Origin of the sequence: Bradyrhizobium sp. UNPA324 (assembly GCF_006658635.1) — a bacterium.
Classification (GTDB): Bacteria; Pseudomonadota; Alphaproteobacteria; order Rhizobiales; family Xanthobacteraceae; genus Bradyrhizobium; species Bradyrhizobium nanningense.
On record NZ_LFJD01000004.1, the window covers coordinates 1,469,453 to 1,494,402 of the forward strand.

The 24,950-nt window shown below is 63.5% G+C and carries 26 protein-coding genes and 1 tRNA gene; 16 read left to right on the plus strand and 11 right to left on the minus strand.

Annotated features, from left to right (window positions below):
• Positions 1 to 114: 114 nt before the first annotated feature.
• Positions 115 to 2,172, minus strand: a complete 2,058-nt coding sequence (locus UNPA324_RS07150) for an ATP-dependent helicase (RefSeq protein WP_128919541.1) — start codon at positions 2,170 to 2,172, stop codon at positions 115 to 117.
• Positions 2,173 to 2,292: 120 nt separating this feature from the next.
• Here UNPA324_RS07150 and UNPA324_RS07155 point away from each other — a divergent pair, with 120 nt between their 5' ends.
• Complete coding sequence (locus UNPA324_RS07155) at positions 2,293 to 2,883, plus strand: TMEM175 family protein (protein ID WP_128919542.1); 591 nt, start codon at positions 2,293 to 2,295, stop codon at positions 2,881 to 2,883.
• A gap of 9 nt (positions 2,884 to 2,892) precedes the next feature.
• On the opposite strand, the gene UNPA324_RS07160 is transcribed toward UNPA324_RS07155, so the two are convergent.
• Positions 2,893 to 3,273 (minus strand): YciI family protein, encoded by a 381-nt coding sequence (locus UNPA324_RS07160; protein WP_128919543.1) that lies wholly within the window; start codon positions 3,271 to 3,273, stop codon positions 2,893 to 2,895.
• Between the two features lie 198 nt (positions 3,274 to 3,471).
• On the opposite strand from UNPA324_RS07160, the gene UNPA324_RS07165 reads away from it, so the two are divergent.
• Together UNPA324_RS07165 and UNPA324_RS07170 are read left to right on the plus strand one after the other, a co-directional pair.
• A complete protein-coding gene (locus UNPA324_RS07165; RefSeq protein ID WP_128919544.1) occupies positions 3,472 to 3,669 on the plus strand; it encodes a hypothetical protein in 198 nt (65 codons plus the stop codon).
• A gap of 23 nt (positions 3,670 to 3,692) precedes the next feature.
• The gene (locus tag UNPA324_RS07170; protein ID WP_141934175.1) at positions 3,693 to 3,896 is read left to right on the plus strand and encodes a hypothetical protein; all 204 of its coding nucleotides are present in this window, start codon (positions 3,693 to 3,695) and stop codon (positions 3,894 to 3,896) included.
• 10 nt (positions 3,897 to 3,906) lie between these two features.
• Here UNPA324_RS07170 and UNPA324_RS07175 read toward each other — a convergent pair whose 3' ends face one another.
• A complete protein-coding gene (locus UNPA324_RS07175; RefSeq protein WP_164936271.1) occupies positions 3,907 to 4,620 on the minus strand; it encodes a substrate-binding periplasmic protein in 714 nt (237 codons plus the stop codon).
• 329 nt (positions 4,621 to 4,949) lie between these two features.
• Here UNPA324_RS07175 and UNPA324_RS07180 point away from each other — a divergent pair, with 329 nt between their 5' ends.
• Both UNPA324_RS07180 and UNPA324_RS07185 read left to right on the plus strand, forming a co-directional pair.
• Complete coding sequence (locus tag UNPA324_RS07180; protein ID WP_141934177.1) at positions 4,950 to 7,349, plus strand: ATP-binding protein; 2,400 nt, start codon at positions 4,950 to 4,952, stop codon at positions 7,347 to 7,349.
• 329 nt (positions 7,350 to 7,678) lie between these two features.
• Positions 7,679 to 7,752: transfer RNA gene (locus tag UNPA324_RS07185), tRNA-Gly, on the plus strand.
• 105 nt (positions 7,753 to 7,857) lie between these two features.
• Here the strand turns inward: UNPA324_RS07185 and UNPA324_RS07190 are convergent.
• On the minus strand, positions 7,858 to 8,004 hold the full coding sequence (locus UNPA324_RS07190) for a hypothetical protein (protein WP_181769324.1): 147 nt from the start codon (positions 8,002 to 8,004) through the stop codon (positions 7,858 to 7,860).
• Positions 8,005 to 8,281: 277 nt separating this feature from the next.
• On the minus strand, positions 8,282 to 8,674 hold the full coding sequence (locus UNPA324_RS07195) for a DUF1622 domain-containing protein (protein WP_128919548.1): 393 nt from the start codon (positions 8,672 to 8,674) through the stop codon (positions 8,282 to 8,284).
• Between the two features lie 186 nt (positions 8,675 to 8,860).
• Here UNPA324_RS07195 and UNPA324_RS07200 point away from each other — a divergent pair, with 186 nt between their 5' ends.
• From UNPA324_RS07200 to UNPA324_RS07230, 7 genes are all read left to right on the plus strand, one after another.
• Positions 8,861 to 10,150: a DUF2254 domain-containing protein gene (locus UNPA324_RS07200; protein ID WP_164936272.1), complete on the plus strand. Its 1,290-nt coding sequence runs from the start codon at positions 8,861 to 8,863 to the stop codon at positions 10,148 to 10,150.
• Positions 10,151 to 10,197: 47 nt separating this feature from the next.
• Entirely contained in the window at positions 10,198 to 10,812 is a 615-nt protein-coding gene (locus UNPA324_RS07205) for a hypothetical protein (protein ID WP_246667134.1), read from the plus strand.
• Between the two features lie 178 nt (positions 10,813 to 10,990).
• Positions 10,991 to 13,210, plus strand: coding sequence for a DUF3141 domain-containing protein (locus tag UNPA324_RS07210; RefSeq protein ID WP_141934180.1), 2,220 nt, complete (start codon positions 10,991 to 10,993; stop codon positions 13,208 to 13,210).
• 29 nt (positions 13,211 to 13,239) lie between these two features.
• Positions 13,240 to 14,202: a phosphate acetyltransferase gene (locus UNPA324_RS07215; protein WP_141934182.1), complete on the plus strand. Its 963-nt coding sequence runs from the start codon at positions 13,240 to 13,242 to the stop codon at positions 14,200 to 14,202.
• Between the two features lie 5 nt (positions 14,203 to 14,207).
• Positions 14,208 to 15,422 carry an acetate/propionate family kinase gene (locus UNPA324_RS07220; RefSeq protein ID WP_141934184.1) on the plus strand — a complete coding sequence of 405 codons (1,215 nt, stop codon included), beginning with the start codon at positions 14,208 to 14,210 and terminating at the stop codon, positions 15,420 to 15,422.
• Complete coding sequence (gene fabI / locus UNPA324_RS07225) at positions 15,419 to 16,207, plus strand: enoyl-ACP reductase FabI (RefSeq protein ID WP_128919554.1); 789 nt, start codon at positions 15,419 to 15,421, stop codon at positions 16,205 to 16,207. Before UNPA324_RS07220 ends, fabI begins: the two co-directional genes overlap by 4 nt.
• Before the next feature lie 30 nt (positions 16,208 to 16,237).
• The gene (locus UNPA324_RS07230; protein ID WP_128919555.1) at positions 16,238 to 16,510 is read left to right on the plus strand and encodes a DUF3551 domain-containing protein; all 273 of its coding nucleotides are present in this window, start codon (positions 16,238 to 16,240) and stop codon (positions 16,508 to 16,510) included.
• A 24-nt stretch (positions 16,511 to 16,534) separates the two neighbouring features.
• Here UNPA324_RS07230 and UNPA324_RS07235 read toward each other — a convergent pair whose 3' ends face one another.
• The 5 genes from UNPA324_RS07235 to UNPA324_RS07255 all read right to left on the minus strand — a co-directional run bounded on the left by UNPA324_RS07235 (position 16,535) and on the right by UNPA324_RS07255 (position 19,918).
• On the minus strand, positions 16,535 to 16,993 hold the full coding sequence (locus UNPA324_RS07235; RefSeq protein WP_128919556.1) for a MaoC family dehydratase: 459 nt from the start codon (positions 16,991 to 16,993) through the stop codon (positions 16,535 to 16,537).
• Positions 16,994 to 17,007: 14 nt separating this feature from the next.
• A complete protein-coding gene (locus UNPA324_RS07240; RefSeq protein ID WP_141934186.1) occupies positions 17,008 to 17,658 on the minus strand; it encodes a 3-oxoacid CoA-transferase subunit B in 651 nt (216 codons plus the stop codon).
• 4 nt (positions 17,659 to 17,662) lie between these two features.
• Positions 17,663 to 18,316 (minus strand): CoA transferase subunit A, encoded by a 654-nt coding sequence (locus UNPA324_RS07245; RefSeq protein ID WP_128919558.1) that lies wholly within the window; start codon positions 18,314 to 18,316, stop codon positions 17,663 to 17,665.
• 67 nt (positions 18,317 to 18,383) lie between these two features.
• The gene (locus UNPA324_RS07250) at positions 18,384 to 18,995 is read right to left on the minus strand and encodes a hypothetical protein (RefSeq protein WP_141934188.1); all 612 of its coding nucleotides are present in this window, start codon (positions 18,993 to 18,995) and stop codon (positions 18,384 to 18,386) included.
• Positions 18,992 to 19,918 (minus strand): alpha/beta fold hydrolase, encoded by a 927-nt coding sequence (locus tag UNPA324_RS07255; RefSeq protein ID WP_141934190.1) that lies wholly within the window; start codon positions 19,916 to 19,918, stop codon positions 18,992 to 18,994. The genes UNPA324_RS07250 and UNPA324_RS07255 overlap by 4 nt, the downstream gene beginning before the upstream one ends.
• Before the next feature lie 132 nt (positions 19,919 to 20,050).
• On the opposite strand from UNPA324_RS07255, the gene UNPA324_RS07260 reads away from it, so the two are divergent.
• The 4 genes from UNPA324_RS07260 to UNPA324_RS07270 are packed head-to-tail and all read left to right on the plus strand — an operon-like array spanning position 20,051 to position 24,119.
• Entirely contained in the window at positions 20,051 to 22,558 is a 2,508-nt protein-coding gene (locus UNPA324_RS07260) for an alpha/beta hydrolase (protein ID WP_141934192.1), read from the plus strand.
• A gap of 9 nt (positions 22,559 to 22,567) precedes the next feature.
• Positions 22,568 to 23,431, plus strand: coding sequence for an alpha/beta fold hydrolase (locus tag UNPA324_RS07265; protein ID WP_141934194.1), 864 nt, complete (start codon positions 22,568 to 22,570; stop codon positions 23,429 to 23,431).
• 39 nt (positions 23,432 to 23,470) lie between these two features.
• Positions 23,471 to 23,647, plus strand: a complete 177-nt coding sequence (locus UNPA324_RS35050) for a hypothetical protein (protein WP_164936273.1) — start codon at positions 23,471 to 23,473, stop codon at positions 23,645 to 23,647.
• Positions 23,648 to 23,663: 16 nt separating this feature from the next.
• Positions 23,664 to 24,119, plus strand: coding sequence for a potassium channel family protein (locus UNPA324_RS07270; RefSeq protein ID WP_141934196.1), 456 nt, complete (start codon positions 23,664 to 23,666; stop codon positions 24,117 to 24,119).
• Here UNPA324_RS07270 and UNPA324_RS07275 read toward each other — a convergent pair.
• Positions 24,100 to 24,783, minus strand: a complete 684-nt coding sequence (locus tag UNPA324_RS07275) for a helix-turn-helix domain-containing protein (protein ID WP_141934198.1) — start codon at positions 24,781 to 24,783, stop codon at positions 24,100 to 24,102. The two genes, UNPA324_RS07270 and UNPA324_RS07275, sit on opposite strands and share 20 nt — an antisense overlap.
• Positions 24,784 to 24,950 lie beyond the last annotated feature (167 nt).

Here is a 24,950-nt window from a genome sequence, read left to right on the forward strand (position 1 = left end):
TGGGGGGTGTCCCGTTGCGGAGACACCCTCTCCCCAACCCTCCCCCGCAAGCGGGGGAGGGAGCGCACCTCCGTCGTTGCTGCAATCGAGGCTGATCTCATCTCGCTCCAGCCACTACCGCCACATCCCGCGCATCCGTGCCCCGATGTCGATCTTCGGGCCCTGCGCCGCGGATCGCGCCGCCCCCGCCGAGGCCTTCGGCCAGGCGGTGCGCTCGAACAGATGGACCAGCTGCTCCGGGATGAAGCGGGTGCGCGAGGCGTAGACGTGGCGGTCGCCCTTGGCGGCCTGGCCGTGGGTGAAGAAGCGCTGGGGAACGACGAGGTGCAGATCGTCCTTGGCGCGCGTCATCGCGACATAGAGCAGCCGGCGCTCCTCTTCCAGTTCGGCGCTGGTGCCAGCGCCGAGATCGGACGGCATGCAGCCGTCGACGACGTTGAGCACGAACACCGACTTCCACTCCTGGCCCTTGGCGGAGTGGATGGTGGAGAGGATCAGATAATCCTCGTCGCGCAAGGGCGGCCCGGATTTGTCGCTGGTCGCATCCGGCGGATCGAGCGTGAGCTCGGTCAGGAATTTTTCGCGGCTGGCATAGCCGCTCGCGATCTGCTCGAGCTGCATCAGGTCGGCGCGGCGCGTCTCCGAATCCTCGTGGATGCGGTCGAGATGCGGTTCGTACCAGAGCCGCACGCGTTCGAGATCGACCGGCCATTCCGAATAGCGCAGGTTCTCCACGGTGCGGACGAAGTCGGTCCAGTCCGCGCCGGTGCGTGCGGGCACCGGGAGCTGGCCGAGCGTGTGAAGCGGATCGGTGCTCTCCGCCATCTGGTCGAGCACGCGCTGCGCGGTGGCAGGCCCGATGCCTGGCAAGAGATGCATGATGCGGAAACCGGCGACGCGGTCGCGCGGATTCTCGGCAAAGCGCAGCAGCGCCAGCACGTCCTTGACGTGAGCTGCGTCGAGGAATTTCAGCCCGCCGAACTTGACGAAAGGAATGTTGCGGCGAGTGAGTTCGATCTCCAGCGGGCCGGAATGCGAGGACGTCCGGAACAGCACCGCCTGGTGCTTGAGCAGCGCGCCTTGCTCGCGGTTCGCCAGCACCTCCTCGACGATATAGCGCGCCTGGTCGGCCTCGTCGTGGACGGTGACGAGCTGCGGCTTGTGCGAGGCGGTGCGGTCGGTCCAGAGGTTTTTGGTGAACCGCTCGCGCGCAAGCCCGATGACGCCGTTGGCCGCCGCCAGCACGGTTTGCGTCGAGCGGTAGTTGCGGTCGAGCGTGATGAGCTCGGCGCGCGGCGAGAAGCTTTGCGGGAAGTCCAGGATGTTGCGCACGGTGGCGGCGCGGAACGAATAGATCGACTGCGCGTCGTCGCCGACCACGGTGAGTCCGCGTCCGTCGGGCTTCAGCGCCAAGAGGATCGAGGATTGCAGGCGGTTGGTGTCCTGGTATTCGTCGACCAGCACGTGATCGAAGCGGCCGCCGATTTCTTCCGAGATCGGCGCATCGCTCATCATCTGCGACCAGTACAGCAGGAGGTCGTCGTAATCGAGCACGTGCTGGGCCTGCTTGGCCTCGACGTAGGCCGCGAACAGGCCCTTCAACTCCGCGGCCCAGCCCGCGCACCAGGGATAGTGTTGGCCGAGCACCTTCTCGATCTCCATCTCGGCATTGACGCAGCGCGAGTAGATTGACAGGCAGGTGCCCTTGGCCGGAAAGCGGCTCTCCGTCTTCGACAGACCGCGCTCGTGCCGGACCAGATTCATCAGGTCGGCGGAATCCTCGCGGTCGTGGATGGTGAACGAAGGATCGACGCCGATCCGTTCGGCATATTCGCGCAACAGACGCGCGCCAATGCCGTGGAAGGTGCCGGCCCAGGTCAGCGCATCGCGCATGATCGCGGCGTTGTTCTCGCCCAGCACCTTGCGGGCGATGCGCTCGACGCGGCCGGCCATCTCGGCCGCGGCCCGGCGGGAGAACGTCATCAGGAGGATGCGGCGCGGATCGGCGCCGGCGACGATCAGATGCGCGACGCGGTGGGCCAGCGTGTTGGTCTTGCCGGAGCCGGCGCCGGCAATGACGAGCAGGGGAGCGCCCACGGTCGCGCCATCGGCCACGCCATGCTCCACGGCGCGGCGCTGCTCCGCATTGAGCGTGTCCAGATATGTCGCCACGAATCGCCCCGGTGAAAGGGCGAGAGTCGGCGATCTCGGGGCGAATCGCAATGCGGCTGGACGGAACCGGAATTAGGATTTAGGGGAAGACGGCCCGAAGTTCCAGCAGCGCATGCCGACATGACCGAGCTCAAGCCCGACCAGTTCGAGATGCGGCGGCTGGAATCGCTGAGCAACACCATCTTTGGTGTCGCCATGACGCTGCTGGCCTATGACCTGCCCAAGGCGGCGGTGTTCACCAGCCCGCCCGGCTGGGGCGATCTCGCCCACGTCTATTCCGGCAAGCTCGCCGGCTTTGCGCTCAGCTTCATCATCGCGGGCGTGTTCTGGATCAGCCATCACCGCCGGTTGGCGCGTCAGCCCGTCGGCAGCCGCGGCGGGGTGATCCTGAATTTGTTCTTCCTGCTCTCGATCGTGCTGCTGCCGGTGACCAACGGCCTCTACACCAATTACGGCATGAGCAGCGCGGTCGCGGTGCTCTACGGCCTGCACCTGACCGCGATCGCCGGCCTCAACGCCTGGCTGTGGTGGACCATCCTCGGCGGCTGGCGACAGGAGATGATGGCCTCGCTGTTTCCGCTGCTGGTGTTCATTCCGGGCACGATCGTGGCGGCGTTCGCGCCCCGCGTCGCGCCTTTCGTTTGGTTCATCGCCTTCGGCGGGCTCGTGATCCAGCGCTTCTACGGTGCGCGGACCGGGCCGAGCGCGTGAGGCTGGGCCTCACCCGGACGTCGCGCCGAACCCATCGGCCGGCACGTAAAGCTTGACCGGGCGGATTTCGTAGACCGCGGTCGGATTAACCGCACGCAGCTTCCGCGCCGCCGCGATCGCCTCCTCCTCGGTGGAGCATTCCATCAGGTGGAAGCCCAGAAGCTGCTCCTTGGTCTCGGCAAACGGGCCGTCAAGCACCATGCCCGCGCCCGGGCCACGCAAGGTGCGGGCCTTTCGGGTCTCATCCAGGCGGGCGGCCGGCCCAAACTGTCCGCTTGCCCGCAAGGGTGCCTGGACTTCGATGACCTTGGCCACGACCGCAGCGTCCTGCTCCGGCGTCCAGGACAAGAGCTCGTCTTCCACATGGTAGGCCAGGATGGCGTACAGCATCGTCACCTCGTTGTTTTCCTGCACAGATCCCAAGGACGTAGCACCGCAGGTGGTGCCGACAATCCCGAAGCAAAATATTGCGTGGCCCGCAAGCGACGAAACCGTCCCGAAACCCGATTGCGCCCTTGCCGCGTGAACGCCGCCGGAAGCGGTCGCGACTGATGACCACAAACAACAAGATTTCTGCTGGAGGCGGCAATGTCGGGCCACACGATAAAGACGGTTTGCAAGATCATCTGCGACGCGCGTCGGGCCGGACAATCGGAAACGGCCGATCTGCACGACCAAAGCGGCCATCATCGCTATTACGGCAGCTCGGCCGAGAATGGCGGCGAGCGCATCGTGGAAAGCCGGCGCGGTAAGCGCGCGCGTGCACTCGGCGTCTGCGGCTTCTGAAGCCTGACGACACCGTTTCCAGCATGGACGCCCTGCAAATGTCGATCGCGGCGATGCCGTTCCTGCTCGCACTGACGAGCCGGAAGGGGAAGGCCATCGTGCCCTGCCTGCTGACGAGCCTCTTCACCGTGCTGCTCGGCGGAGAGCCTCACCGCGCAGTCGTGGCCTGGTGCGTCGGCATGCTGATCGCAGCCGTCGCGCTCCGCGAGCGGCTTCGCACCGGCTGACGCACGGCCGTCATTGGGTGCCGAGGACTTGCTTGACCAAGGCCTCGCGCAGCGCCGCCAATTCGCCGCTCGCCTCCATCTGAGCGATCACCTTGCCGACCTTCGGCACCAGATCGCGATGTCGTTCGTGCAGGTAATGGTAGATGTGGATCCGCTCGAGCGGCGGCGCGAGCGGGTAGATCCTGGCCTGCAGATTGAGTTTCCTCACCGCGGCAAGCCCGCTGAAGAGGTCGGTGACCATCACGTCGAAACGGTCGGCGTCGAGCATCCTGACCATGTTGTCGAGGCTGGTGGTCGCGGTGACGCGGGCCATGCCGCGCGTGCCCGCCTCCGAAGAGCCGACGCCGCGGACGATGCCGATGCTGTAGTCTCTGATCGAATCCCAGCCGGCGACGTCGAACCGGAGTTTGGTCGTGAATACTGCGGGCTCGATGTAGTTGATCGCCGGCGTGACCTGGATCAGCGTCGGGTAGTCGCGCGAGAGGGTTCCGATCCGCTGGATCTCGCCGTCGACCGCGCCGGCGCTCGACAGCGCGAGCGCGCGCTTGCCGGGGACGTCCTCGAACTCCAGCCTGATGTTCAGCTTGGCGTAGACAGCCCGCAGCATCTCGCCGCCGACATATTGATCGGGGATGTCGGCGATGCGCGCCAGCCGGATCAAGTCCTGCGCCTCCGACGGACCGGCCGCGAGCAATGACAGGCAAGCGAAGACTAGCCGCCACATCAAGCGTTTCCTTCGGTCGTGCATTGCTACCACTGGGTTCGGACGCCCGCGCGATCTACCGGAAGTGGGCACCCGGGGGCCGGCAATTGTTACCGCTTGCCCTGCGAGCGACTCCGGACTTTCACCGATGTTATTCTAGCATGCGGAGTGGTAGTTTGCGCCGGAATCCTGCTGTTGGGCGCAAGACATGACCCGTCGACCTCAATCCGCCCAAGGGCCGAAAGGGTGATTGCGCGCATCGGGTGACGAGGCAGGCGTCTCAACTCTTGGATGGCTCGAGATTGCAGCCGGTGGACCGGAGCAGAGCCGCCATTTCGGGGACGTGGTGCATGGCCAACGCAGGTGACGAGGACCCCAAGCGCAGCCCCGCCATCGCGCCGGCGGCTGCGAAGCCCGGTCTGACCGGCATCGGCGCCGTGCTCGCGCCTCCGATGTTCGCATCGCTGCTGTCGCGGCTCTTCAACTGGTCGCGCAGCGGCGTCGGGCCGCGGCTGCTCGCCGCCGTGCTGCTGTTCTCTTCCGCCGTGACGCTGACGCTGACGGCGCTCCAGCTCTATCTCGATTACGACCGCGAGGTCGGGCTCATCGAGACGCGTCTCGACGAGATCGGCCGCAGCACGACCGACAGCCTCGGCGAGAGCCTGTGGAATCTCGACCAGAACCAGCTCAAGCTCCAGCTCGACGGCATCCTGCGGCTGCCCGACATCCGTTCCGCCGAGGTGCGCGAGATCGCCGATCGTCCCAATCCGATCCGTCTTGCGGTCGGCGAGCCCAGCGCCCGCTCGGCGGTGACGCGCGACTATCCCTTGAACTACAGCGTGCAGGGGGCCGCACGTGAGATCGGCGTGCTCCACGTCGAGGCGACGCTGGCCGACGTCTATCAGCATCTGCTCAACCGGGCGCTGGTCATTCTGGTGAGCCAGGCAGCGAAGACATTCCTGGTCTCGCTGTTCATCATCTACATGGTCCATCTGCTGGTGACGCGGCATCTGGTCGCCATCGCCGAGTTCGTCAGCAAATACAACCTGGCGCGGCCGCCGCCGCCTTTGCGCCTCGAGCGCCGAGCGCCCTACGATGCCGACGAGCTGGACAAGATGGTCGACGCCTTCAACGCCATGTGCGCCAACCTCGAGCGGGCCTATGGCGAGCTGCGCGAGGCCAATGCAAGTCTCGAGCGCGACCTGAGCATCCGCCGACGCGCCGAAGAGGACGCGCGGGCGAGCGAACAGCGTTTCCGCGACTATGCCGAGACGGCCTCCGACTGGTTCTGGGAGACCGGTCCGGATCATCGCTTCACCTACATCTCCGACCGGGTGGCTGCCTTCGGCATGGACCCCAAAGCGCTGATCGGCAAGCGCCGCACCGATGCCGCGTTCGGACCCGACGCCGAGCCCGAGAAATGGCGCGCGCACCTGGCAACGCTGGACCGTCACGAGCCGTTCCGGAAGTTCGAATATCGCGGGCGCGACACTGCCGGGCGGATGCATCATTTCAGCGTCAACGGCCAGCCGATCTTCGCCGCCGACGGACGCTTCATGGGCTATCGCGGGTCGGCGACCGACCTCACCGCGCAGCACGAGACCGAGGAGCGGCTGCGCCAGTCCCAGAAAATGGACGCGATCGGCCAGCTCACCGGCGGCGTCGCGCACGATTTCAACAACGTGCTCACGGTCATCACCGGCACCATCGAGATCATCCGGGACGGGCTCGCGGACAAGCCAGAGCTCGCCGCGATCGCGCAGTTGATCGACGATGCGGCCGCGCGCGGCGCGGAGATCACCTCGCAGCTCCTGACCTTCGCGCGCCGCCAACCGCTGGAACCGCGCGAGATCGACGTCAACGCCCTCGTGGTCGAGACCGTCAAGCTGCTCAAGCCGACCCTCGGCGAGCATATCGAGATCGAGACGCGGCTCGCCGACGACGCCTGGTCCGCGATGGCCGATCCCTCGCAGCTCTCCTCCGCGATCGTCAACCTCGCCGTCAATGCACGTGACGCGATGCCGGGGGGCGGCAGGCTCACCCTCGAGACCGCAAACCGGGAGCTCGACGACACGAGCGGTGATGCCGTGCGCGGCGCCTTCGTGATGATCGCGGTCAGCGACACCGGCCACGGCATCCCGGCCGACATCCGCGAGCGGGTATTCGAGCCGTTCTTCACCACCAAGGGCGTCGGTCGCGGCACTGGGCTCGGGCTCAGCATGGTCTACGGCTTTGCACGCCAGACCGGCGGCACCGTCGCCGTCGAGAGCGAGGAGGGAGTTGGCACGGTGATGCGGCTGTTCCTGCCGCGGTCGAAGGGCGAGGCACCGGCCAGGACGGCGCCGGTTCAGCCGCTCGTCACGGCACGTGGGCAAGAGACGATCCTCGTGGTCGAGGACGATCCGCTGGTGCAGGGCTATGTCATTGCCCAACTCGGCAGCCTCGGCTATCGCACGCTCGTGGCCGGCGACGGCGCATCGGCGCTGGTGCTGGTCGACCAAGGCGCCAAATTCGATCTCCTGTTCACGGACGTCATCATGCCCGGCGGCATGAACGGGCGGGAATTGGCCGACGCCGTCCGGCTGCGCCGGCCCGGCGTGAGGGTGCTTTTCACCTCCGGTTACACCGACAATGCCATCGTCCACGAAGGGCATCTGGATCCCGGCGTCGCGTTGCTCGGAAAGCCCTACCGGAAGTCGGAGCTGTCGGAGAAGATTCGCGAGGTGCTTGCGAGCGAGTCGCCGGCCTGAGCCGCGCGACCGACGAAAAAGGCGCGGCGGGGAAGCCCCGTCGCGCCCGATCTCGTGCTCGCTGGTCCAGGGCTGAGAGCGCCCCGATGCCAAGCCTTTATTCAGAGCTTAGCGGGCGACCCCAGCGAGGTGACAGCGCTTGGTAAGAGACACTGGATCACCTCCTTTCATTGGTTTCGGAAGGCTTCAATATAGGCGGCATTGCCGCCGCTGTTAAGGGGCGGCGGGTCCGGAAGGAACCAGGGCCACTCGCAAGGTTGAGGACACGCCGGAAAGCGGCGTCCTCGGCAGTTGAGACCGCCGCCCGGCCGTGTTAGGGAGCCCGTAGCGCGGGTGTAGCTCAATGGTAGAGCAGCAGCCTTCCAAGCTGAATACGAGGGTTCGATTCCCTTCACCCGCTCCAATCTTTTCAGTTATTTAACCCGCGAACGATTCCGACTTCCGACAAGCCGGGCTGAATCACTTCCGACAAATTTTCGCGGTCTGTTCGCAAGCCGCCCACGAGCGATCAAGCCCACTTCCCGCGCTTCCTGATCCGCTTGAGCTGACTCTGCTGCTTGGCTTCGTCGTCGCCGTGCAGGTAGTTCACCATCGCTCTGGTTGACGACCACTGGCCCTTTTTCATCAGCTCCAGCTCGGTCAGCCCGGAGCCCATCGATTCGGTTGCGCCACCATGGCGGCCGAACGAGGTGAAGGTCAGCGGCTGCGATCAGGCATAACGGCACTTTCCGGTTGAACAAATCGTCTGGCACCGAGCGAGATTCCCAGGGGAGAAATTGTACGGCATGGAGACGACGGGAGTTACGTCCCTCCGGAAGCAAAAGGTAAGAGGCTCCCGACGTTCATGGCTCGGTATTCGATAGCCAAAGCAACTCTGTCCTTGGGGCCAGCGATATTAGAAAGCCAGCAAACACCTAATTGGGGAACTGCTCTTATCGACCTCGGGCCCGGTCCGCGGCCTCGCGCTCCGGCTGCCAAGGCCAGCGGCCTTCGATCTCCAGCGTCAGCGTCCAGCTCAGGAAGGTGCGGACCACGACCAATCCGGCCAGCAGGCCGAGGCTCACGAAGGTCAGCTCGATCGCAATCGTCTTCACGATATCGGCGGCAACCAGCACTTCGAGGCCGAGCAACAGCGATCGTCCTATGCTGATCTTATAGCTGTCGTAGCGGGACTCGACGTTTTGTCCAAAAATGTATCGCGCCGACCAGATGATCCCGATGACGATGATGAACACCCCGAAAATTTCGATGCCGATGCCGACGACGTGAATCCACTGGCTGGTGGCGGTCTCGAAGGAGGGCGCGTGATCGGCGGCGGAATTCATGGTCCAATCTTCGTTGCGCGCGGCGCGCCGTCGCGACGAGCGCTTCGTCCGCCCGATGAGCCCTCATTGATCCATGCTTGCGTCAGGCACCGTTGATCAAGATCAACAAACCGACCGCAAGGCGCGGGGATGCTGTCGCTTGCCCGGCCGTCCAGACGGCATTCGGGCATCGTGAAAGGAGGCGGCATGCAGCTTTGGCTGATACCCACGCTCTATGCGATTGCGAGCGTCGCCGCTGGCTTCCTGGTGCCGCGCCTGGAAGCGACGTTCCTGGCCGTCAGTCTCAACCTGTCGACCTCCTCCGCACAGGCCTATTTGTCGGCAGTTGCCTCGGGCATGATGGCGCTGACCGGCATCGTGTTCTCGATCGCCTTCGTGCTGGTCCAGTTCAACGCCGTGGTCTATTCGCCCCGCCTGGTCGTCTGGTTCGCGCGCGACCGGCTGCTGTTTCACTCGCTCGGCATGTTCGTCGCGACGTTCATGTACAGTCTCGCCACGCTGGCCTGGGTCGATCGCCAGGGTGCTCAAGGCGTGCCATTTCTTTCAGCCGCGATCGTCGCGGCCATGCTGGTCGCCAGCGTGTTGATGCTTGCGCAACTCGTCCAGCGTTTGAACAATCTCCAGATCATACGGGTGCTGCAGGCGCTGGGCGATATCGGCCGGCAGGTCATCGTCAGCGCGTACCAGGCGGTCCCGTGGCGCACGTCCGGCAACGCCGCGCCAGCGCAACGACCCACCTGTGCGCCGGCGCTGACGGTTAAGCATATCGGCAATCCGCAGTCGGTGACGTCGATCGACATCGCCGGGCTGGTTGGCCTTGCCTGCCGGATGGACGGTCTCATCATGATAGAGTGCGGCGTAGGGGACACGCTGCTCGAAGACAGCGTGATCCTGCATGCTCACGGAGCCAATAGTCTCGTGATGGAGAAGGAGCTGAGTGCATGCGTTCATCTCGACGAGCAGCGCACGTTCGAGCAGGACCCGAAATATGCGATGCGGCTTCTCGTCGATGTCGCGATCAAGGCGCTGTCTCCGGCCATCAACGACCCCACGACCGCCGTGCAGGCCATCGACCAGATCGAGGATCTGCTGCGGCGGCTGGCCAAATGTGACCTGGATGCCTGTCAGGCCTTCGATGAGGATGGCGTTCTAAGAGTGATCTATCGGATGCCGACCTGGGAGGACTACCTCGCGCTGGCCTTCGACGAGATCCGGCAGTTCGGGTCGACCTCCATCCAGGTGATGCGCCGCCTGCGCGCCGCACTCGCCGAGCTCGCCGAGTGCGTCGATGGAGACCGCGCGAAACTCGTTCGCGATTACCTCGGTCATCTCGATTCCGGGATCGAGCGGTCGAGCTTCGATGCGCAGGACCGCGCCGCGGCCCGCATCGAGGATCGGCAGGGTCTCGGCTTGTCGCATCACCACGGCCTGGCGAGCCCGGCAGCCTCGGACGAAAAGGGGCGGGCGGTCTCGTGATCACGCAAGCAACCGGATTGACGCGGGCGAAATTGCGAGCTCCGCGCGTGGCGGCCGCGGCGGGGATTCTGTTTTCGCTGCTGCTTCTCGCGGTGTTCTGGCTGATGCGGCGGTCCGTGCCGGCCGATCCGCTCGAGCCGGGTGCGTGGCTGCATGGCGGGACCAGCAACGTCGCCTTGGCATTGAACCTGGTGCCCTTCGCAGGCGTGGCCTTCCTGTGGTTCGTCGGCTTTCTGCGCGACCGGCTCGGCGAGCGCGAGGACCAGTTCTTTGCGACGATTTTCTTCGGCAGCGCTGTGCTATTGCTCGCGATGTTGTTTGCCGCCGCCGCTGTCATCGGCGCCGTCATTCTGGCCTTCCACGCGGCGCCGAATGTGCTGATCAATTCCGCGACCTTTCATTTCGGCCGCGGCCTGGCCTACGGAATGGTGAACATCTACCTCGTCAAGACCGCCTCCGTGTTCATGATGACGACGTCGACCATCGCCCTCTACACGGGGCTCACGCCGCGTTGGCTCGCCTATGGCGGATATGCGGCCGCTGCTATCCTTCTCATCGGAAGCTACTACATCGACTGGAGCCTCGTCGTCTTCCCGTTCTGGGTGCTGCTGGTGAGCATCAACATCTGGCTCAAGAAGGACGGGGGCGAGGTGCGCCCGTGAGGACGCTGCGCCAGCTTCTCCCGGGAGAGGAGTTGATGGTGCTCGCCGTCGGCTTCAACCCGACGTCACCACGGCAGGTCTGCTGACGCTGTCTCGATCAGGCCGACCGTTGACCTAAGTCAACGTATCCCGTCGCTCCGCGGCTCTCAATGGATGCGCGGACGAGAGAGGTCAGAACATGTCGATGGAAACTCAAAATCTACCGGGTGGCCCCCTGTCCGGGCTCGTGGCCTCGGCGGTCGAATATCTGGTCGACGCGGGACAGCGAAGCGTGCTGTTCCTGGACATTATGCGCCGACGGGGAGACCAATATCGCGAGCACGTCGCGCAGACCGCTCCGCACGTCCTGCAATATGCCGCCGAGCTGATCATTGACGGCCGCAAGCTCGACGAGCCGGTCAACTACGCATTGGTCCGCATCATTCCGCCGAAGGGCGTCGAGATCGATTCCGAGCGGCGGCCGTTCATCGTGGTCGATCCACGCGCCGGACACGGCCCCGGCATCGGCGGCTTCAAGGCCGACAGTGAGATCGGCGTCGCGATGAAAGCGGGGCACCCCTGCTATTTCATCGGCTTCCTGCCCGAGCCGATGCCGGGCCAGACCATCGAGCGCATTGCCCGCGCCGAGGCGCTGTTCATCGAGAAGGTCATCAGTCTGCATCCCAAGGCCGACGGCAAACCGTGCGTCATCGGCAATTGCCAGGCCGGCTGGGCCGTGATGATCCTGGCGTCGTTGCGGCCGGAGCTGTTCGGGCCGATCATCATCGCCGGCGCGCCGCTGGCCTATTGGGCCGGAGTGCACGGCAAATATCCGATGCGCTATTCGGGCGGACTGCTGGGGGGAAGCTGGCTGACCGCGCTTGCCAGTGATCTCGGCGCCGGCAAGTTCGACGGCGCCTGGCTGGTGCAGAACTTCGAGAACCAGAATCCGTCGAACACGCTCTGGACCAAGCAGTACAACGTCTATTCCAAGGTCGACACCGAAGCGGACCGCTATCTCGAATTCGAGCGCTGGTGGGGCGGCCACGTCAATCTGAATGCCGAGGAAATCCAATTCATCGTCGATGAATTGTTCATCGGCAACAACCTGGCCGCGGGCAAGATCGAGATGTCCGACGGCCAGAAGGTCGATCTCCGAAACATTCGATCGCCCATTCTGGTGTTCTGTTCCGAGGGTGACAACGTCACACCCCCGCAGCAGGCGCTGGACTGGATTCTGGATTGCTACGCTGATGTCGACGAGATCAGGGCCTATGGGCAGACCATCGTCTATACCGTCCACCAGAGCGTCGGCCATCTCGGTATTTTCGTTTCCGGCGGCGTCGCCAAGAAAGAGCATGCGGAATTCTCGGAAAACATCGATCTGATCGATGTGCTGCCGCCGGGGCTCTATGAGGCGACCTTCGAGGCCAAGGACGAGGAGACGACGAGCTCCGATCTCGTCGTCGGCAAGTGGGTCATGCGCTGCGAGGCGCGGACGCTCGATGACATTCGGGCGATGGGCAGCAATTCGCCGGAGGACGAGCGGCGTTTCGCCGCCGCCAAGAGCGTTTCCGAGATCAATCTGGCGGCCTACCGGAAGTTCGTCCAGCCCTGGATCAAGAAAGTCGTGAGCCCGCAATTGGCGGAGACGATGCGCAGCCTGCATCCATTGCGGCTGCAGTACGAGGCCTTCAGCAGCCAGAACCCGCTGATGGCCACCGTCAAGTCTGTGGCAGAGGAGATCGAGGACAAGCGCAAGCCGGTGTCGAAGGATAACCCGTTCCTGGCGTTCCAGGAGCAAATGTCCAAACAGATCGTCCACGCACTCGATAGCTGGCGCGACGCAACGGAAGCGCTGAGTGAGACGGTCTTTCTCAATCTCTACGGCTCGCCGGCCCTGCAGGCAGCGCTCGGGATCGATCCGAAATCGGAGCTCTCGCGCCGGCGGGAGATGTCCGCCGAGCACCGGGCCATGCTGGAGGCGCGCATCGCCGAGCTGAGGTCCAGGATCGGCGAAGGCGGCCCGCGCGAGGCGGCCATCCGAAGCCTGCTTTACATCGGCTCGGCCCGCGGAATGGTCGACGAGCGCAGCATCGAGGCGCTGCGCCGGGTTCGGCGTGATTATGCAGGGCCTCGCCTGTCGCTGGCCGAGTTCAAGATGCTGGTTCGTGAGCAGTTCTTCATGCTGCTGCTGGACCAGGAAGGTGCGCTCGCAGCCATTCCGAAGCTGTTGCCCGATGACGTCAGTCAGCGCCGGACTCTGTTCGGGTCCATACGGGACGTGCTGTCCGCCAGCGGCGCGGTCTTGGGTGAACCTGCGAACCGCCTTCAGCGGATTGGGGCGCTTCTTGGCGTCGATGCGGGAGAAGGGAGCGCGAACAACGTTGCCCCTTTCGACCAGGCGAGAGCTTCGTAGCGGCCGTTAAGTGGATCGGGAGCAACGTCATGGCAGCGGAAACCGGGCAATCGCAATCGTCCAGCAAGTACGATCGGCTGATCGTGGCAGCCAGGGCCGTTCCTCCGGTCCCAACCATCGTGGTGCATCCCTGCGACGAGACTTCGCTGCGTGGGGCCGTCGACAGCGCACAGGCCGGCATCATCCGGCCCATCCTGGTCGGCCCTGAAGGCAAGGTCAGGGATGCCGCCAGAAAGTTCGATCTCGACATCTCGGGCTTCGAGATCGTCGATGCCGCACATAGCGAGGACGCTGCCGCCAAAGGGGTCGAGCTGATTCACGCCGCCAAGGGCGAGATGCTGATGAAGGGCAGCCTGCATACGGACGAGCTGATGCGGGCAGTCACCGCGAAGGCCGGAGGCCTGCGCACCAATCGCCGCATCAGCCATGTGTTCGTGATGGATGTACCGGCCTATGCCGAAACCTTGTTCGTGACGGACGCCGCCATCAACATCTTTCCCGACCTCGATGCCAAGCGCGACATCATCCAGAATGCGATCGATCTCTACACGCAGGCTGGCTTCGGCGCGGCGCCGCGCGTCGCCATTCTGTCGGCGGTCGAGACCGTCACCTCCAAGATTCCATCGACCATCGAGGCGGCTGCGCTCTGCAAGATGGCCGACCGCGGCCAGATCACCGGCGGTGTACTCGACGGCCCGCTGGCGTTCGACAATGCGATCGACCCTGAGGCGGCGCGCATCAAGGGCATCAAGTCCGAGGTCGCCGGCCGGGCGCAGATCCTCGTCGTTCCCGATCTCGAGGCCGGCAACATGCTGGCAAAGAATCTTGCTTATTTCGCCAAGGCCGATGGGGCCGGCATCGTGCTCGGCGCCCGGGTGCCGGTCGTCCTGACTTCGCGAGCCGATACGCCGCGCGCGCGGATGGCTTCCTGCGCCGTGGCGTCGCTTTATGCCAACGCGCGCCGCCAGCATGCTCCCACAATAGCTGCGTGATCGCCATGGATACGATCCTCGTCGTCAACGCCGGCTCTTCGAGTGTCAAGTTCCAGATTTTCTCGGTCGAGGGCGAGGGCCGGCTGCGGCGGCAGATCAAGGGCCAGATGGACGGCATCGGCAGCCGTCCGCGGCTTAAGGCAAGCGGCGGGGCGGGCGATCCCTTGGCCGACCGCGCTTACCCGATCGAGGCGGTGCCGGACGTCTCGACTGCAATGGGCGTCGCTGGCGCGTGGCTGCGCGAGGAGCTTCGCATTCACCCGATTGCGGTCGGACATCGGGTGGTTCATGGCGGCCCCGACTACGATAGGCCGGTCCTGATCAACCACGGCGTGGTGGCCCGGCTGGAGCGCTTCATTAATCTTGCACCTCTGCACCAACCTCACAACCTGTCGCCGATCCGCTCGATCCTGGCGAATTTCCCGACGCTACCGCAGGTCGCCTGCTTCGACACCGCATTTCACCGCACGCATGGTGCCCTGGCGGACTACTACGCGATTCCGCACCAGCTTCATGCTGAGGGCGTGCGGCGCTATGGCTTTCACGGGCTATCCTATGAGTACATTGCGAGGACGCTGCCCAGCGTAGCCCCCGAAATCGCAAAGCGCCGGGTGATCGTTGCTCACCTCGGCAGCGGCGCGTCCATGTGCGCGATGAAGGACGGGCGGAGCGTCGAGAGCACGATGGGTTTCACCGCGCTGGACGGTCTGCCAATGGGAACGCGGCCGGGACAGCTCGATCCCGGCGTGGTGCTCTACCTCATGGCCGAGAAGGGCATGTCAGCCGCGAGCGTGCAGGACTTCCTCTATCGCGAATGCGGCTTGAAGGGCCTCTCCGGTGTCAGCAACGACATGCGCGAGCTGGAGAAGAGTGACGATCCCAAGGCCAAGCTCGCGATCGACTATTTCGCTTATCGGATCGGCCTCAACGCCGGCATGCTGGCGGCCGCTCTGCAAGGTCTCGATGCCTTCGTCTTCACGGCCGGGATCGGCGAGAATTCTGCAACCGTTCGCGCCCGCGTGGCCGAGCAGCTCGCTTGGCTCGGAGTCGCGCTCGATCCCATTCAAAACTCACGCCACGCCCGGCTGATCTCGCAGACCGGCAGTCTCATTCCGGTCTACGTGGTGCCGACCGATGAAGAGCTGATGATTGCGCAGCATACGCTGTCGCTGCTGATGAACACACCATCGAGCAACCCCAGACAAGAGAGGGTGTCATGATTCCCGTCTATCCGGAGACCAAGGTGGCCCTGAAAGGCAAGAAGGGGCTCGTCGTCGGCATTGCCAACGATCAGTCCATCGCCTGGGGCTGCGCCAGGGCGTTCCGCGCGCTCGGTGCCGAGCTCGCGGTGACCTATCTGAACGATCGTGCCAAGAAGCACGTCGAGCCGCTGGCGCAGGCGCTGGAGGCGCCGATCTTCATGCCGCTCGACGTCATGGCGGAAGGCCAGACCGAGCAGGTCTTCGAGAGAATCGCGAAGGAGTGGGGGCAGCTCGACTTCCTGCTGCACTCGATCGCCTTCTCGCCCAAGGAAGCGCTGCACGGCCGTGTCGTCGACGTCGGCCGCGAGGGCTTCCTCAAGACCATGGAGGTCTCCTGCTGGTCCTTCCTGCGGATGGCCCATCTGGCCGAGCCGCTGATGAAGAACGGCGGCACGATGTTCACCATGACCTATTATGGCAGCCAGATGGTGGTCGAGAATTACAACATCATGGGGGTGGCGAAAGCGGCGCTGGAATCTGCGGTTCGTTATGCGGCGGCCGAGCTGGGCCCGAAGGGCATTCGGGTTCATGCGATTTCGCCGGGACCGTTGGCCACCCGTGCGGCCTCGGGCATTCCCGAGTTCGACGAGTTGATGGACAAGGCGCAATCGAAGGCGCCGGCGCGGAGCCTGGTGAGCATCGACGATGTCGGCAATGCTACCGCGTTCCTGGCGCTCGACGGCGCCAAGCTGATGACCGGCGGGGTGCTGTACATCGATGGCGGCTATCACATCATCGATTAAGCGAGGGCTAGGCAGAGTGCTGGAGATAGGATGCGTATCGCCCTACTAGGCATGGTGTTGCTGGTCATCGGCTCTTTGTCAGGGCAGGCTCAGACCTATGACCCTCGATATCCAGTCTGCATGAAACTATATGAGGGGTCTCTAGACGGCGGGGAGTGGATTGATTGCAGCTACACATCGATGCCGCAATGTCGGGCGTCAGCGTCCGGCCGTGCGGCCATGTGTGAGGTAAATCCGTACTTCGCGCCGGTGCAAAGGCGTCCTTTCGGCAGCGATAATTACGGCACCAGACGCCATTACTGACTGGCGCGTGAGGTCCACGGTGTCTCAGCGATAATGCAGCGCGATCAGCTCGGCGATACAGGCCGGCTTCTTGCCGCCTTCGATCTCGATCACGAGATGATAGTTCACGCGCAGGCCATCGGGTGGTACGTCCTCGGCTTCCGCGACGGTCACGCGTCCTCGCAACTTGGATCCTGCCGGCACGGGCGCCAGGTAGCGGATCCGGTCCGCGCCGTAGTTGAGCGTGTTGCGCAGGCCTTTCAGCCCGATCACGGATCGAATGAACAGCGGCGCGAGCGCGAGCGACAACAGCCCGTGGGCGATGGTCTTGCCGCCGGGCATCTCCTTGCTGGCACGCTCCTGATCGACGTGAATCCACTGCTCGTCGCAGGTCGCTTCCGCAAACTGGTTGATCCGCTCCTGGGTGATCTCGATCCAGTCGCTAACCCCGATTTCGGTGCCGACGGCCGCTTTGATTTCCTTGAAGTCGCTGAATATACGCATGCCGCTTCATCCACTCATATCTTCATTTCGGGGACGCTGTCGCCGACAACCAGCTCAGCTTCCGTGACCGCCATGACTTCGCCGACGCTGACGCCGGGGGCGGTCTCGATCAGGGTGGCTTTCCCGTCGGGAAAGCCGATCACCGCGAGGTCGGTGACCACCAGGCTTACGGGCCGGCTGGACGTCAGCGGCAGGTTGCACTGCTTGACGATCTTCGACTTGCCCTTCGCTGCATGTTGCATGGCGACGATGACCCGTTTGGCCCCGCTCACCAGATCCATGGCGCCACCCATGCCGGGCACCATCTTGCCAGGGATCATCCAGTTGGCGAGGTGACCGCCTGCGTCAACCTGCAGGCCGCCGAGCACGGTGACATCGACATGGCCGCCGCGGATCAGTCCGAAGGACATTGCGCTGTCGAACGTGCTTGCGCCCGGAAGCGCGCTGATCGGCCTTCCGCCGGCATCGGTGAGCAGCGGATGCTCCAGTCCCTGTTCAGGAATGGGTCCAGTGCCGATTAGCCCGTTCTCGGACTGAAAGAACACCTTCAAATCGGGCGACACATAGTTTGCGACGAGCGTTGGAATGCCGATGCCGAGATTAACGAGGTTGCCCGGCTTGAGCTCCTGCGCGACACGGCGAGCGATGATCTCCTGTGCGTCCATGACCTCACCCGTTCGCGTTGGTGATGAGATAGTCGACCAGCGGCGCTGGCGTCATGACGTGGTCGGGCGCGATGACGCCAACGGGAACGATGTGCTCCGCGGTCACAATCACGGTATCGGCCGCCATGGCCATCACCGGGTTGAAATTGCGGGAGGTCAGCGCGTAGGAGAGATTGCCGAGGTAGTCGGCGAGGAAGGCGTGCACCAGCGCGAATTGCGCGCGCAGCGCCGTCTCGAGCAGATAGGGCCTGCCGTCAACCTCGATCTGGCGCTTCCCTTCCGCGACCAGCGTGCCGACACCCGTCGGTGTCAGCACACCACCCAGGCCGCAGCCGCCGGCGCGAATGCGCTCGGCGAAAGTGCCCTGCGGAATCAGGTCGACCCCGATCTGATTGGTGAGCATCTGCTGCTGCGCCTTGGGGTTCAGACCGATATGGGTGGCCGTCAGCCGCGAAACCAACGCTGCGTCAAACAACTTGCCGACACCCTTGCCGGGCAACGCCGCATCGTTGCTGATGATCGTGAGGCCGCTCTTCCTCTGTCGAACGACCTCGTCGAGCAGGCGCTCCGGTGTCCCCACCCCCATGAAGCCGCCGACCATGATGCTCGCGCCGGTTGGGATCATCGCGACGGCTTCTTCGACGGATACGGCCCTCATGATCGGAACTCCGGTCAGTTCGTCGGCGGAATGTTGGCGGACGGTCAGCGTCGTCCTTTGACTTGAGTCAAGACTTCAGTCCATTTTCGTCGCTCGAAACGTCGATGCCCTCGAGCATCTCGCGCCACAGCTTGCGCACCTCGGCGTGGCGCCGTTCGAGTGCGGCACTCACGGCGTCGCGAAACGGCACGAGGCTCTCTCCCTTCAGGAAGATGATTTGCGCTTGCAACAACCGGCCGCTCTCGAACTCGACGCGCCGCAGCGCCATCACGAAAGGATCGTTCGCGTTCGCCTCGACCGGAAGCAGAGCCGCCGGCCGGATGCCAGCGTGAATGGCGTGAGCGAGGGTCGCAAGGTCGACGGCAAGTGCCAGCGCATGGTCCGGAATGCCATCCGCCGCCGCGGGAAACCAAGCGGTCTCCCAGGCCGCGGCGAGATAGCCCAGGGCGAGGTCCGGCATCCAACGGGTTGCACGCAGGAGCAGGGAAACGATCTCGGATTCGTTGTAGAACTGCGCGTTCAATTCGGTTTGCCAGGCCGATTCCAACCTGAGAGGCAAGGCGAGAGCGAAGCGACGCCCAAGCGCACCGTGGGCTGAGATCAGGAAGCTCGCGACGCGGGTCTGCTGCCGGGCCGGCACGCGGCCATCGGAATCGAGCGGACCGAAGAAGGCGCTCATGCGATCGCTCCCTGCACGGGGACCGCGCGCAGATGATCATAACCGGTGGGAAACGGCACGAGATCGCCGCCCGCCTCATCCGGTGCAATCCAGACCGTCTTGTTGCCTTGCCAGCGCCCCGCCAACACGTCCTCAGCGAAGCGGGCGAGCAGATCGGCCGTCAGCGCCGGCTTCTCCAGCGTGAAGGCATGGTAGGCCCGCGGGATGATGACCAGCGAGCTGTTGGGAATCTGAACGCGCAGCGTCTCGTGCAGCGCGCGCGGAGTGAGGAAGTCGAACTCGCCGTTCAGGATCATCGTCGGTATGCCGATCGAAGGCAGTTGCGGCGTGAGCGGCTGGAAATCAAGGAAGGATTCCATCAGGTTCTGCAGGGCGTAGACATCGTTCACGAGCCAGCCCTGCCTCTTCACGCTGTCGAGCTTGTCCAGCACCGGCGCCAGCCATTGGTCCGAGACATTCATTGGCAGCAGCAGATCCTGCAGGTAGCTGGTGCCGCCGAGGATCAGGCCGGTGCGCAGCGCGTTGCCGAGCAGGAAAAGTTGCGGTGGCAGTTCGGCAAAGCAGCTCATTGGCACAAGCCCGGCCAATCGGCCGCCATGCGCGACGGCATAGCGTAGTGCGATCAGGCCCCCGAAGCTGATGCCGCTCAAGAACACGGGCCCGTCACCGACTTCCTGGATCAGCAGGTGCAGAGCCGCAACCTGATCGTCCTGGCTGATGAAGAGAGCGGGCTTGTCGGATTCGCCCTGACCGAGCAGATCGAAGGTTGCGACGCGGAATCGGCGAGCGACGAGCGCATCGCGATAGGCGGTCCAAAGCTCGGCATATTGCGTCAGACCATTCACCAGCACGTAGGCCGGCGCGTCGGCTGGGCCGTCGAGCTCGTAGCGGATCCGATACGAGCCATGGCTGAGAAAAGGCATTGCGGCAATCCGAGGGTAATGTGGTGCCACAACATCCTGGGTCAAAGCATCAGCAATCCGTTGAGTTAAGTCAAAGGATGCCGTGCAGCCGCTCCTAGCCTTCGATCAGAACAATTGCCGGAGGATATCGCCATGAAAGGGAGTGATGCCACGCGCCGCTTTCTCGTAAGTGTAGTGCTGCTGCTGATCGGCACTTCGCTTGCGCTTGCGCAGCCATTCACGCGCCGCTCGTCGCAGATGCAGCATGACGAGCTGAAGAAGACCTATGAAATTGCGAACTTCCGGCTCGGCGGCAAGTACGACCTCGCCGATCCCTCCAAATGGGAGAATGGCGGGGAGGGCGGCATCACGCTGGAATCACTCGGGGCCGGCAAACTGCGCACCGCCTACATCGCCGTCGGAACGCCTCGCCGCAATACGGCCGGCGAAATCACCAATGCGGTGATCATCAATTCCTACTATTCCGGCGACTCCACTGACATGTACGAGCAATGGGTCAAAGGCGCTGCCGTGTCCGGTGGTGTGCCGATCATCGGCCCGGGCCGGCCGATCGATACCGATCGCTATTACGTCGTCATGGTGGATCCGCTCGGCACCTGGGGTGCAAGCAAGCCGTCCGATGGCCTCGGGATCAAGTTTCCACAATATAGCTACTATGACATGGTGCAGGCCAACTACCGCATGCTGCGCGATGGCCTGAAGATCGTTCGCGCTGCGCTGGTGACCGGCGTGTCGATGGGGGGCACCCAGACCTACGTCTGGGGTGTCATGCATCCGGAGTATGTCAGCGCGATCATGCCGATCGGCGGCACCACGCAGTCGGATGGCGATGATCCCGTCGGCAATTGGACCTTCCAGATGATGACGGCCGCGATCGAGGCAGATCCCGTCTGGCAGGCGACCAAGGGCGACTACTATAAGCTGCCCAAGGAGAAGCATCCGGTGCCCGGCGTCGCGTTCGGCTGGTCGATCCTGGGAATGACGGGCTACGACTTCGCCTTCCGCACGAGCCAGAACTGGAAAGCCGTGCAGCCGGAGATCTTCTATTGGGATCCGCCGAATGAGAAGGCGGGGCTGAACGTCACCAATCGTGCCAAGCTCTACGACGCGGTCGATCTCGTCTGGCGCAACCGGGTCGGCGAAACCCACAACGTGAATCCCTATCTCGGCCGCATTCGTGCGCGCACGCTGGTGATGCACATCACCAACGATCTGTGGCTGAACTTCAAGCTAGCCGAGAAGGCTGTCGATCGGGTCCCTGGCGCAGACCTCATCGCCCAGGAAAGCCCGGTCGCGCATTACGGTGTGTTCCCGATCATTAACCAGCGTAAGAATGATCCGAAGTTTGTTGCCTTCATGGATGACGTGGCGGCGCTCGATCGCGCCCAGACGTTTGATGACAAGAACTATCGCGTGCCCGGCGTGGCGGCGAACATCGATCCGAAAAAATCGTTCTGGAAGGAGTTCGTGACCTATCCCTATCCGGTCAAATACGCCAACGCGAAAGATAAGAGCGGCAACTCCTGGCAAATCGGCTACATGGACGAATATGCCGGCACCGACAAGGATCCGAAGGTGCTGGTCATCATCCACGGCAAGGGTGCCTTCGCTGGGCATTATGGCAACGTCATGCAATATGCCCTCCGCAGCGGCGTACGTGTAATCGCGCCCGATCTGCCACACTACGGCATGTCGGGACCCGGCAATCTCGACAAGAGTCCGGCACGTACCATGCAGGACATGCGCGAGGTCATCCATGACCTCGTGGTCAACCAGCTCGGCGTGAAGAAGGCCTACTATCTCGGCCATTCGCTCGGTGGTCAGTTCGTGATGGGTTATGCCCTGACCTGGCCGGATGCGGTGCAGGGCCTCGCGCTCGAAGCGCCCTCCGGCCTCGAGGAATATCCGCGCGACATCACGATCGCCAAGGACAAGAAGGCGAGATTGTTCGATCAGGCCTTTGACCACGACTTCGAGAAGTGGAAGGCAACGTGGGGCCCGACCGGGATCCTCGACGCCGAGATCAAACGCTCGGAGCAGAATGTTCGCGACTTCTTCTACTTCAAGAAGCGCGATCCCGAAACCAACGTGGTCTCGGCGGCTAAGAGCGGCTACTTCTTCAGCGACAGCGAATATGCCCGCTTCCACACCGAGCAGCGCGTCGGTCTGATCAAGGGCAACCCCCGGGAGCTCGAACAGTGGTGCAACGTGTTCATCTACGATATTTACACCATCGGCGCCGAGCTTCAGCAGGATGATCCGAAGAACCTCTACGAGCGGCTCACGCAGATCAAGGCACCGATCTTCCTCTCGTTCGGTGACAAGGAACCGTTCATTCCGACGCCGGCCTTCAACGGATTGACCGATCTCGGCCGCGACGCGATCACGCCGTTCATGTCGCGCATGACCAACGCGGGCAATCGGCCGATTTTGAAAATCTATCCGGAGACCGGGCACTTCATTCACACCGACAATCCGGTGGAGTTCCCGACCGACGTCGTCGATTTCGTGACCAGAGGAACGGTTGACACCTCTTCGCCGATGGGCACGGATCGCATGATCAAGGGCGCCGTGGTCTCGGCGTTGCCGGTGGCCCCGACGCCCCCGGGCGCGGCTCCCACCGCTGGCTTGAACAAGTAGGCCTCGATCATGCCAAAAGTGCAGGCGGGCGAGGTCCAGTTGGGTTGGCGAGAGTGGGGACGAGGCGACGTCACGGTCGTCTTCGTCCACGGCAATCTCGCCAGCAAGGACTGGATCGAGCTCTCCGCACCGCTATTCCCCTCGGGGCTCCACGTGATCGGCATCGACTGGCGCGGCTGCGGCGACAGCGACCGTCCGAAGCCGGCCGCGGACTATTCCAACTACGCGATGCAGCAGCACGCGCAGGATCTGCTGGCCGCGCTCGACGCGCTCGGAATCGAGTTCTGCCATCTCGCCACCCATTCCACCGGGGGTATCATCGCGGCACGGATGCTGCTGATGCAACCGCAACGGTTCGGGCGGGTGTTCGCGCTCGATCCGATTACACCGCTCGGCATGGCCTTCAATGCCGATCAGATTGGCGTCTTCCGTGCGATGATGGCGAGCAAGGAAGTGACGCGAGCGGTGATGGCGACGGCGGCATCCTCATTGTTCGTTCCTGACAGTCTTGCGCCAAACACCGTGCCGCGGTTTCGGGAGGGGCTTGGAGACATCCAGCTTTTGTTCGAGCGGATCCTCGAGCAGACCTTCGGCGTCTCCGAGGGCATCTGGATCGGCACACCCGTCAACCTGAATCGGGAGTGGGAGAGCAAGGAGCTGGAGCATCGGATGGCCGAAATCCGGCATCCGCACCTGGTGCTGTGGGGAGAGCGGGACGGGTGGATCCCGCCGGCTGACCTGAGGACGATGGCGACCGCAATGCCGGACTGCCGGTTGGTGATCGTGCCCGGTGTCGGGCATTCGATGAACCTCGAAATCCCGGCGCTCTATGCCGGCTATTTCGGCGCCTGGTTCGGAGGACTAGCGAGATAGCAGCATCGCTATCGGAAACGACGGAACGAGGACAATATCATGGCCGGCACGACCAAGCTCTCGGTTGAGAAGGCGCTCGAAAAGCTGCGCCGCGACGAACTGCAGAAGACCGGGTCGGAACAGCGCGATGAGAAGACCGAAGCGCTGCAAAAAGAGATCAAACGCATGAGAGCACAAAGGCAGCGCCTCGACCCGACCTCGCCCAAGCGCAGTTGAGCTTCGTTCGACCCGGATGGCACTCCAATTCCTGGCTGGCGCTCTCGTCAGCGCGATCAACATCATGATCCATGCGATTGTGACCGTCGGTGCTATCGGCATCGCTCGGACCGCCGGCTTGAGGCACACCCACCGGCCGAGGCTGCAGCTGATGGCCGTCATGGTCGCGACGGCAGCCGTGCTCATGCTCGCGCACACGCTGGAGGTCCTGGTCTGGGCGCTCGCCTATTTGATGCTCGGCGCTGCGCCCGCGGAATCCGATCTGCTCTATTTCGCCTTCGTTAACTACACCACGCTGGGGTACGGCGATATCACGCCGGTTCAAGCGTGGCGTTTGACCGGGCCGATGACCGCCATGAACGGCATCCTTCTGTTCGGCTGGTCGACCGCCGTGCTGTTTGAAGTCTTGCGCAAGACGCTTGAGCACCTCGCTGCGATCGGCGCTCCCGGATTCAGCCCTGAAGATCGATGATAGCGAGCTTTTGCCGGTCCGATAATACGATCTGACGCTGTGTGGTGCCAAGAAAAGCAATGATGCCAAGCTCGTGCAGCCGCGACAAAGCGCGCGAAACGGTTTCGAGCGTCAGACCGAGATAGTCAGCGATATCCCGCCGCGACATGGGGAGAGCTATGACACCGGCTCCGGTCAAGCGCTGGTCCATCTCGAGCACGAAGGCGGCAACACGCTCCAGCGATGTCTTGCGCCCCAGCAGCAGCATGTGGTCTTCGGCGTGCTGAAGGTTATTCGTCGTCATGTTTAGCAGGTTGTTGGCAACGACGGGATCGATGTCGGCCACCAGCTCCAGGATTTGCCTGCGGATCAGCCGGACGGTGGTATCGACGATCGCCTCGGCCGTGAAGCGGTGCGAATCGCCGTTCTCCAGTCCGAAGATATCGCCGGCAAGGTGAAACGCGCCGATCTGACGCCGTCCGTCCGACAGGAGCTTGTAACTTCGCACTGCACCCGTCTTGACCTGATACACGTATTCGGCGGCCTCTTTCTCGCCGTAAATCTCAGTCCCTTTCTTGTAAGAAAATTCGCTTAGACTGACAGTCGGGTTCGAGCAGCTGGTCATTCCGAGGTCGCGAAGTGAATTTGGGCGGCGGGTGGGATCGGTCGTGATGCGCACAAACATGGGCCAACTCCTCAACGTATGGCTGAATTGGTCTCAGATTCAGAATTCCATTGCGAGAATGCGCCGCGCTATCCTACTCCCGCCGAGGTTGATTTACGACTAAAGAGGATATTTTCGTCCATTGTCTCTGGGGACATTGTACCTGGGGACAGGGTCGAAGGTTCGTG

What these genes read in the sequence shown, in the direction of transcription:
- UNPA324_RS07155 (WP_128919542.1), top strand. Translation starts at nt 2,293, where the DNA reads ATGACCGAGCTCAAGCCCGACCAGTTCGAGATGCGGCGGCTGGAATCG.
- UNPA324_RS07160 (WP_128919543.1), bottom strand. Translation starts at nt 3,273, where the DNA reads ATGCTGTACGCCATCCTGGCCTACCATGTGGAAGACGAGCTCTTGTCC.
- UNPA324_RS07165 (WP_128919544.1), top strand. Translation starts at nt 3,472, where the DNA reads ATGTCGGGCCACACGATAAAGACGGTTTGCAAGATCATCTGCGACGCG.
- UNPA324_RS07170 (WP_141934175.1), top strand. Translation starts at nt 3,693, where the DNA reads ATGGACGCCCTGCAAATGTCGATCGCGGCGATGCCGTTCCTGCTCGCA.
- UNPA324_RS07175 (WP_164936271.1), bottom strand. Translation starts at nt 4,620, where the DNA reads ATGTGGCGGCTAGTCTTCGCTTGCCTGTCATTGCTCGCGGCCGGTCCG.
- UNPA324_RS07180 (WP_141934177.1), top strand. Translation starts at nt 4,950, where the DNA reads ATGGCCAACGCAGGTGACGAGGACCCCAAGCGCAGCCCCGCCATCGCG.
- UNPA324_RS07190 (WP_181769324.1), bottom strand. Translation starts at nt 8,004, where the DNA reads ATGGGCTCCGGGCTGACCGAGCTGGAGCTGATGAAAAAGGGCCAGTGG.
- UNPA324_RS07195 (WP_128919548.1), bottom strand. Translation starts at nt 8,674, where the DNA reads ATGAATTCCGCCGCCGATCACGCGCCCTCCTTCGAGACCGCCACCAGC.
- UNPA324_RS07200 (WP_164936272.1), top strand. Translation starts at nt 8,861, where the DNA reads ATGCAGCTTTGGCTGATACCCACGCTCTATGCGATTGCGAGCGTCGCC.
- UNPA324_RS07210 (WP_141934180.1), top strand. Translation starts at nt 10,991, where the DNA reads ATGTCGATGGAAACTCAAAATCTACCGGGTGGCCCCCTGTCCGGGCTC.
- UNPA324_RS07215 (WP_141934182.1), top strand. Translation starts at nt 13,240, where the DNA reads ATGGCAGCGGAAACCGGGCAATCGCAATCGTCCAGCAAGTACGATCGG.
- UNPA324_RS07220 (WP_141934184.1), top strand. Translation starts at nt 14,208, where the DNA reads ATGGATACGATCCTCGTCGTCAACGCCGGCTCTTCGAGTGTCAAGTTC.
- fabI (WP_128919554.1), top strand. Translation starts at nt 15,419, where the DNA reads ATGATTCCCGTCTATCCGGAGACCAAGGTGGCCCTGAAAGGCAAGAAG.
- UNPA324_RS07230 (WP_128919555.1), top strand. Translation starts at nt 16,238, where the DNA reads ATGCGTATCGCCCTACTAGGCATGGTGTTGCTGGTCATCGGCTCTTTG.
- UNPA324_RS07235 (WP_128919556.1), bottom strand. Translation starts at nt 16,993, where the DNA reads ATGCGTATATTCAGCGACTTCAAGGAAATCAAAGCGGCCGTCGGCACC.
- UNPA324_RS07240 (WP_141934186.1), bottom strand. Translation starts at nt 17,658, where the DNA reads ATGGACGCACAGGAGATCATCGCTCGCCGTGTCGCGCAGGAGCTCAAG.
- UNPA324_RS07245 (WP_128919558.1), bottom strand. Translation starts at nt 18,316, where the DNA reads ATGAGGGCCGTATCCGTCGAAGAAGCCGTCGCGATGATCCCAACCGGC.
- UNPA324_RS07250 (WP_141934188.1), bottom strand. Translation starts at nt 18,995, where the DNA reads ATGAGCGCCTTCTTCGGTCCGCTCGATTCCGATGGCCGCGTGCCGGCC.
- UNPA324_RS07255 (WP_141934190.1), bottom strand. Translation starts at nt 19,918, where the DNA reads ATGCCTTTTCTCAGCCATGGCTCGTATCGGATCCGCTACGAGCTCGAC.
- UNPA324_RS07260 (WP_141934192.1), top strand. Translation starts at nt 20,051, where the DNA reads ATGAAAGGGAGTGATGCCACGCGCCGCTTTCTCGTAAGTGTAGTGCTG.
- UNPA324_RS07265 (WP_141934194.1), top strand. Translation starts at nt 22,568, where the DNA reads ATGCCAAAAGTGCAGGCGGGCGAGGTCCAGTTGGGTTGGCGAGAGTGG.
- UNPA324_RS35050 (WP_164936273.1), top strand. Translation starts at nt 23,471, where the DNA reads ATGGCCGGCACGACCAAGCTCTCGGTTGAGAAGGCGCTCGAAAAGCTG.
- UNPA324_RS07270 (WP_141934196.1), top strand. Translation starts at nt 23,664, where the DNA reads ATGGCACTCCAATTCCTGGCTGGCGCTCTCGTCAGCGCGATCAACATC.
- UNPA324_RS07275 (WP_141934198.1), bottom strand. Translation starts at nt 24,783, where the DNA reads ATGTTTGTGCGCATCACGACCGATCCCACCCGCCGCCCAAATTCACTT.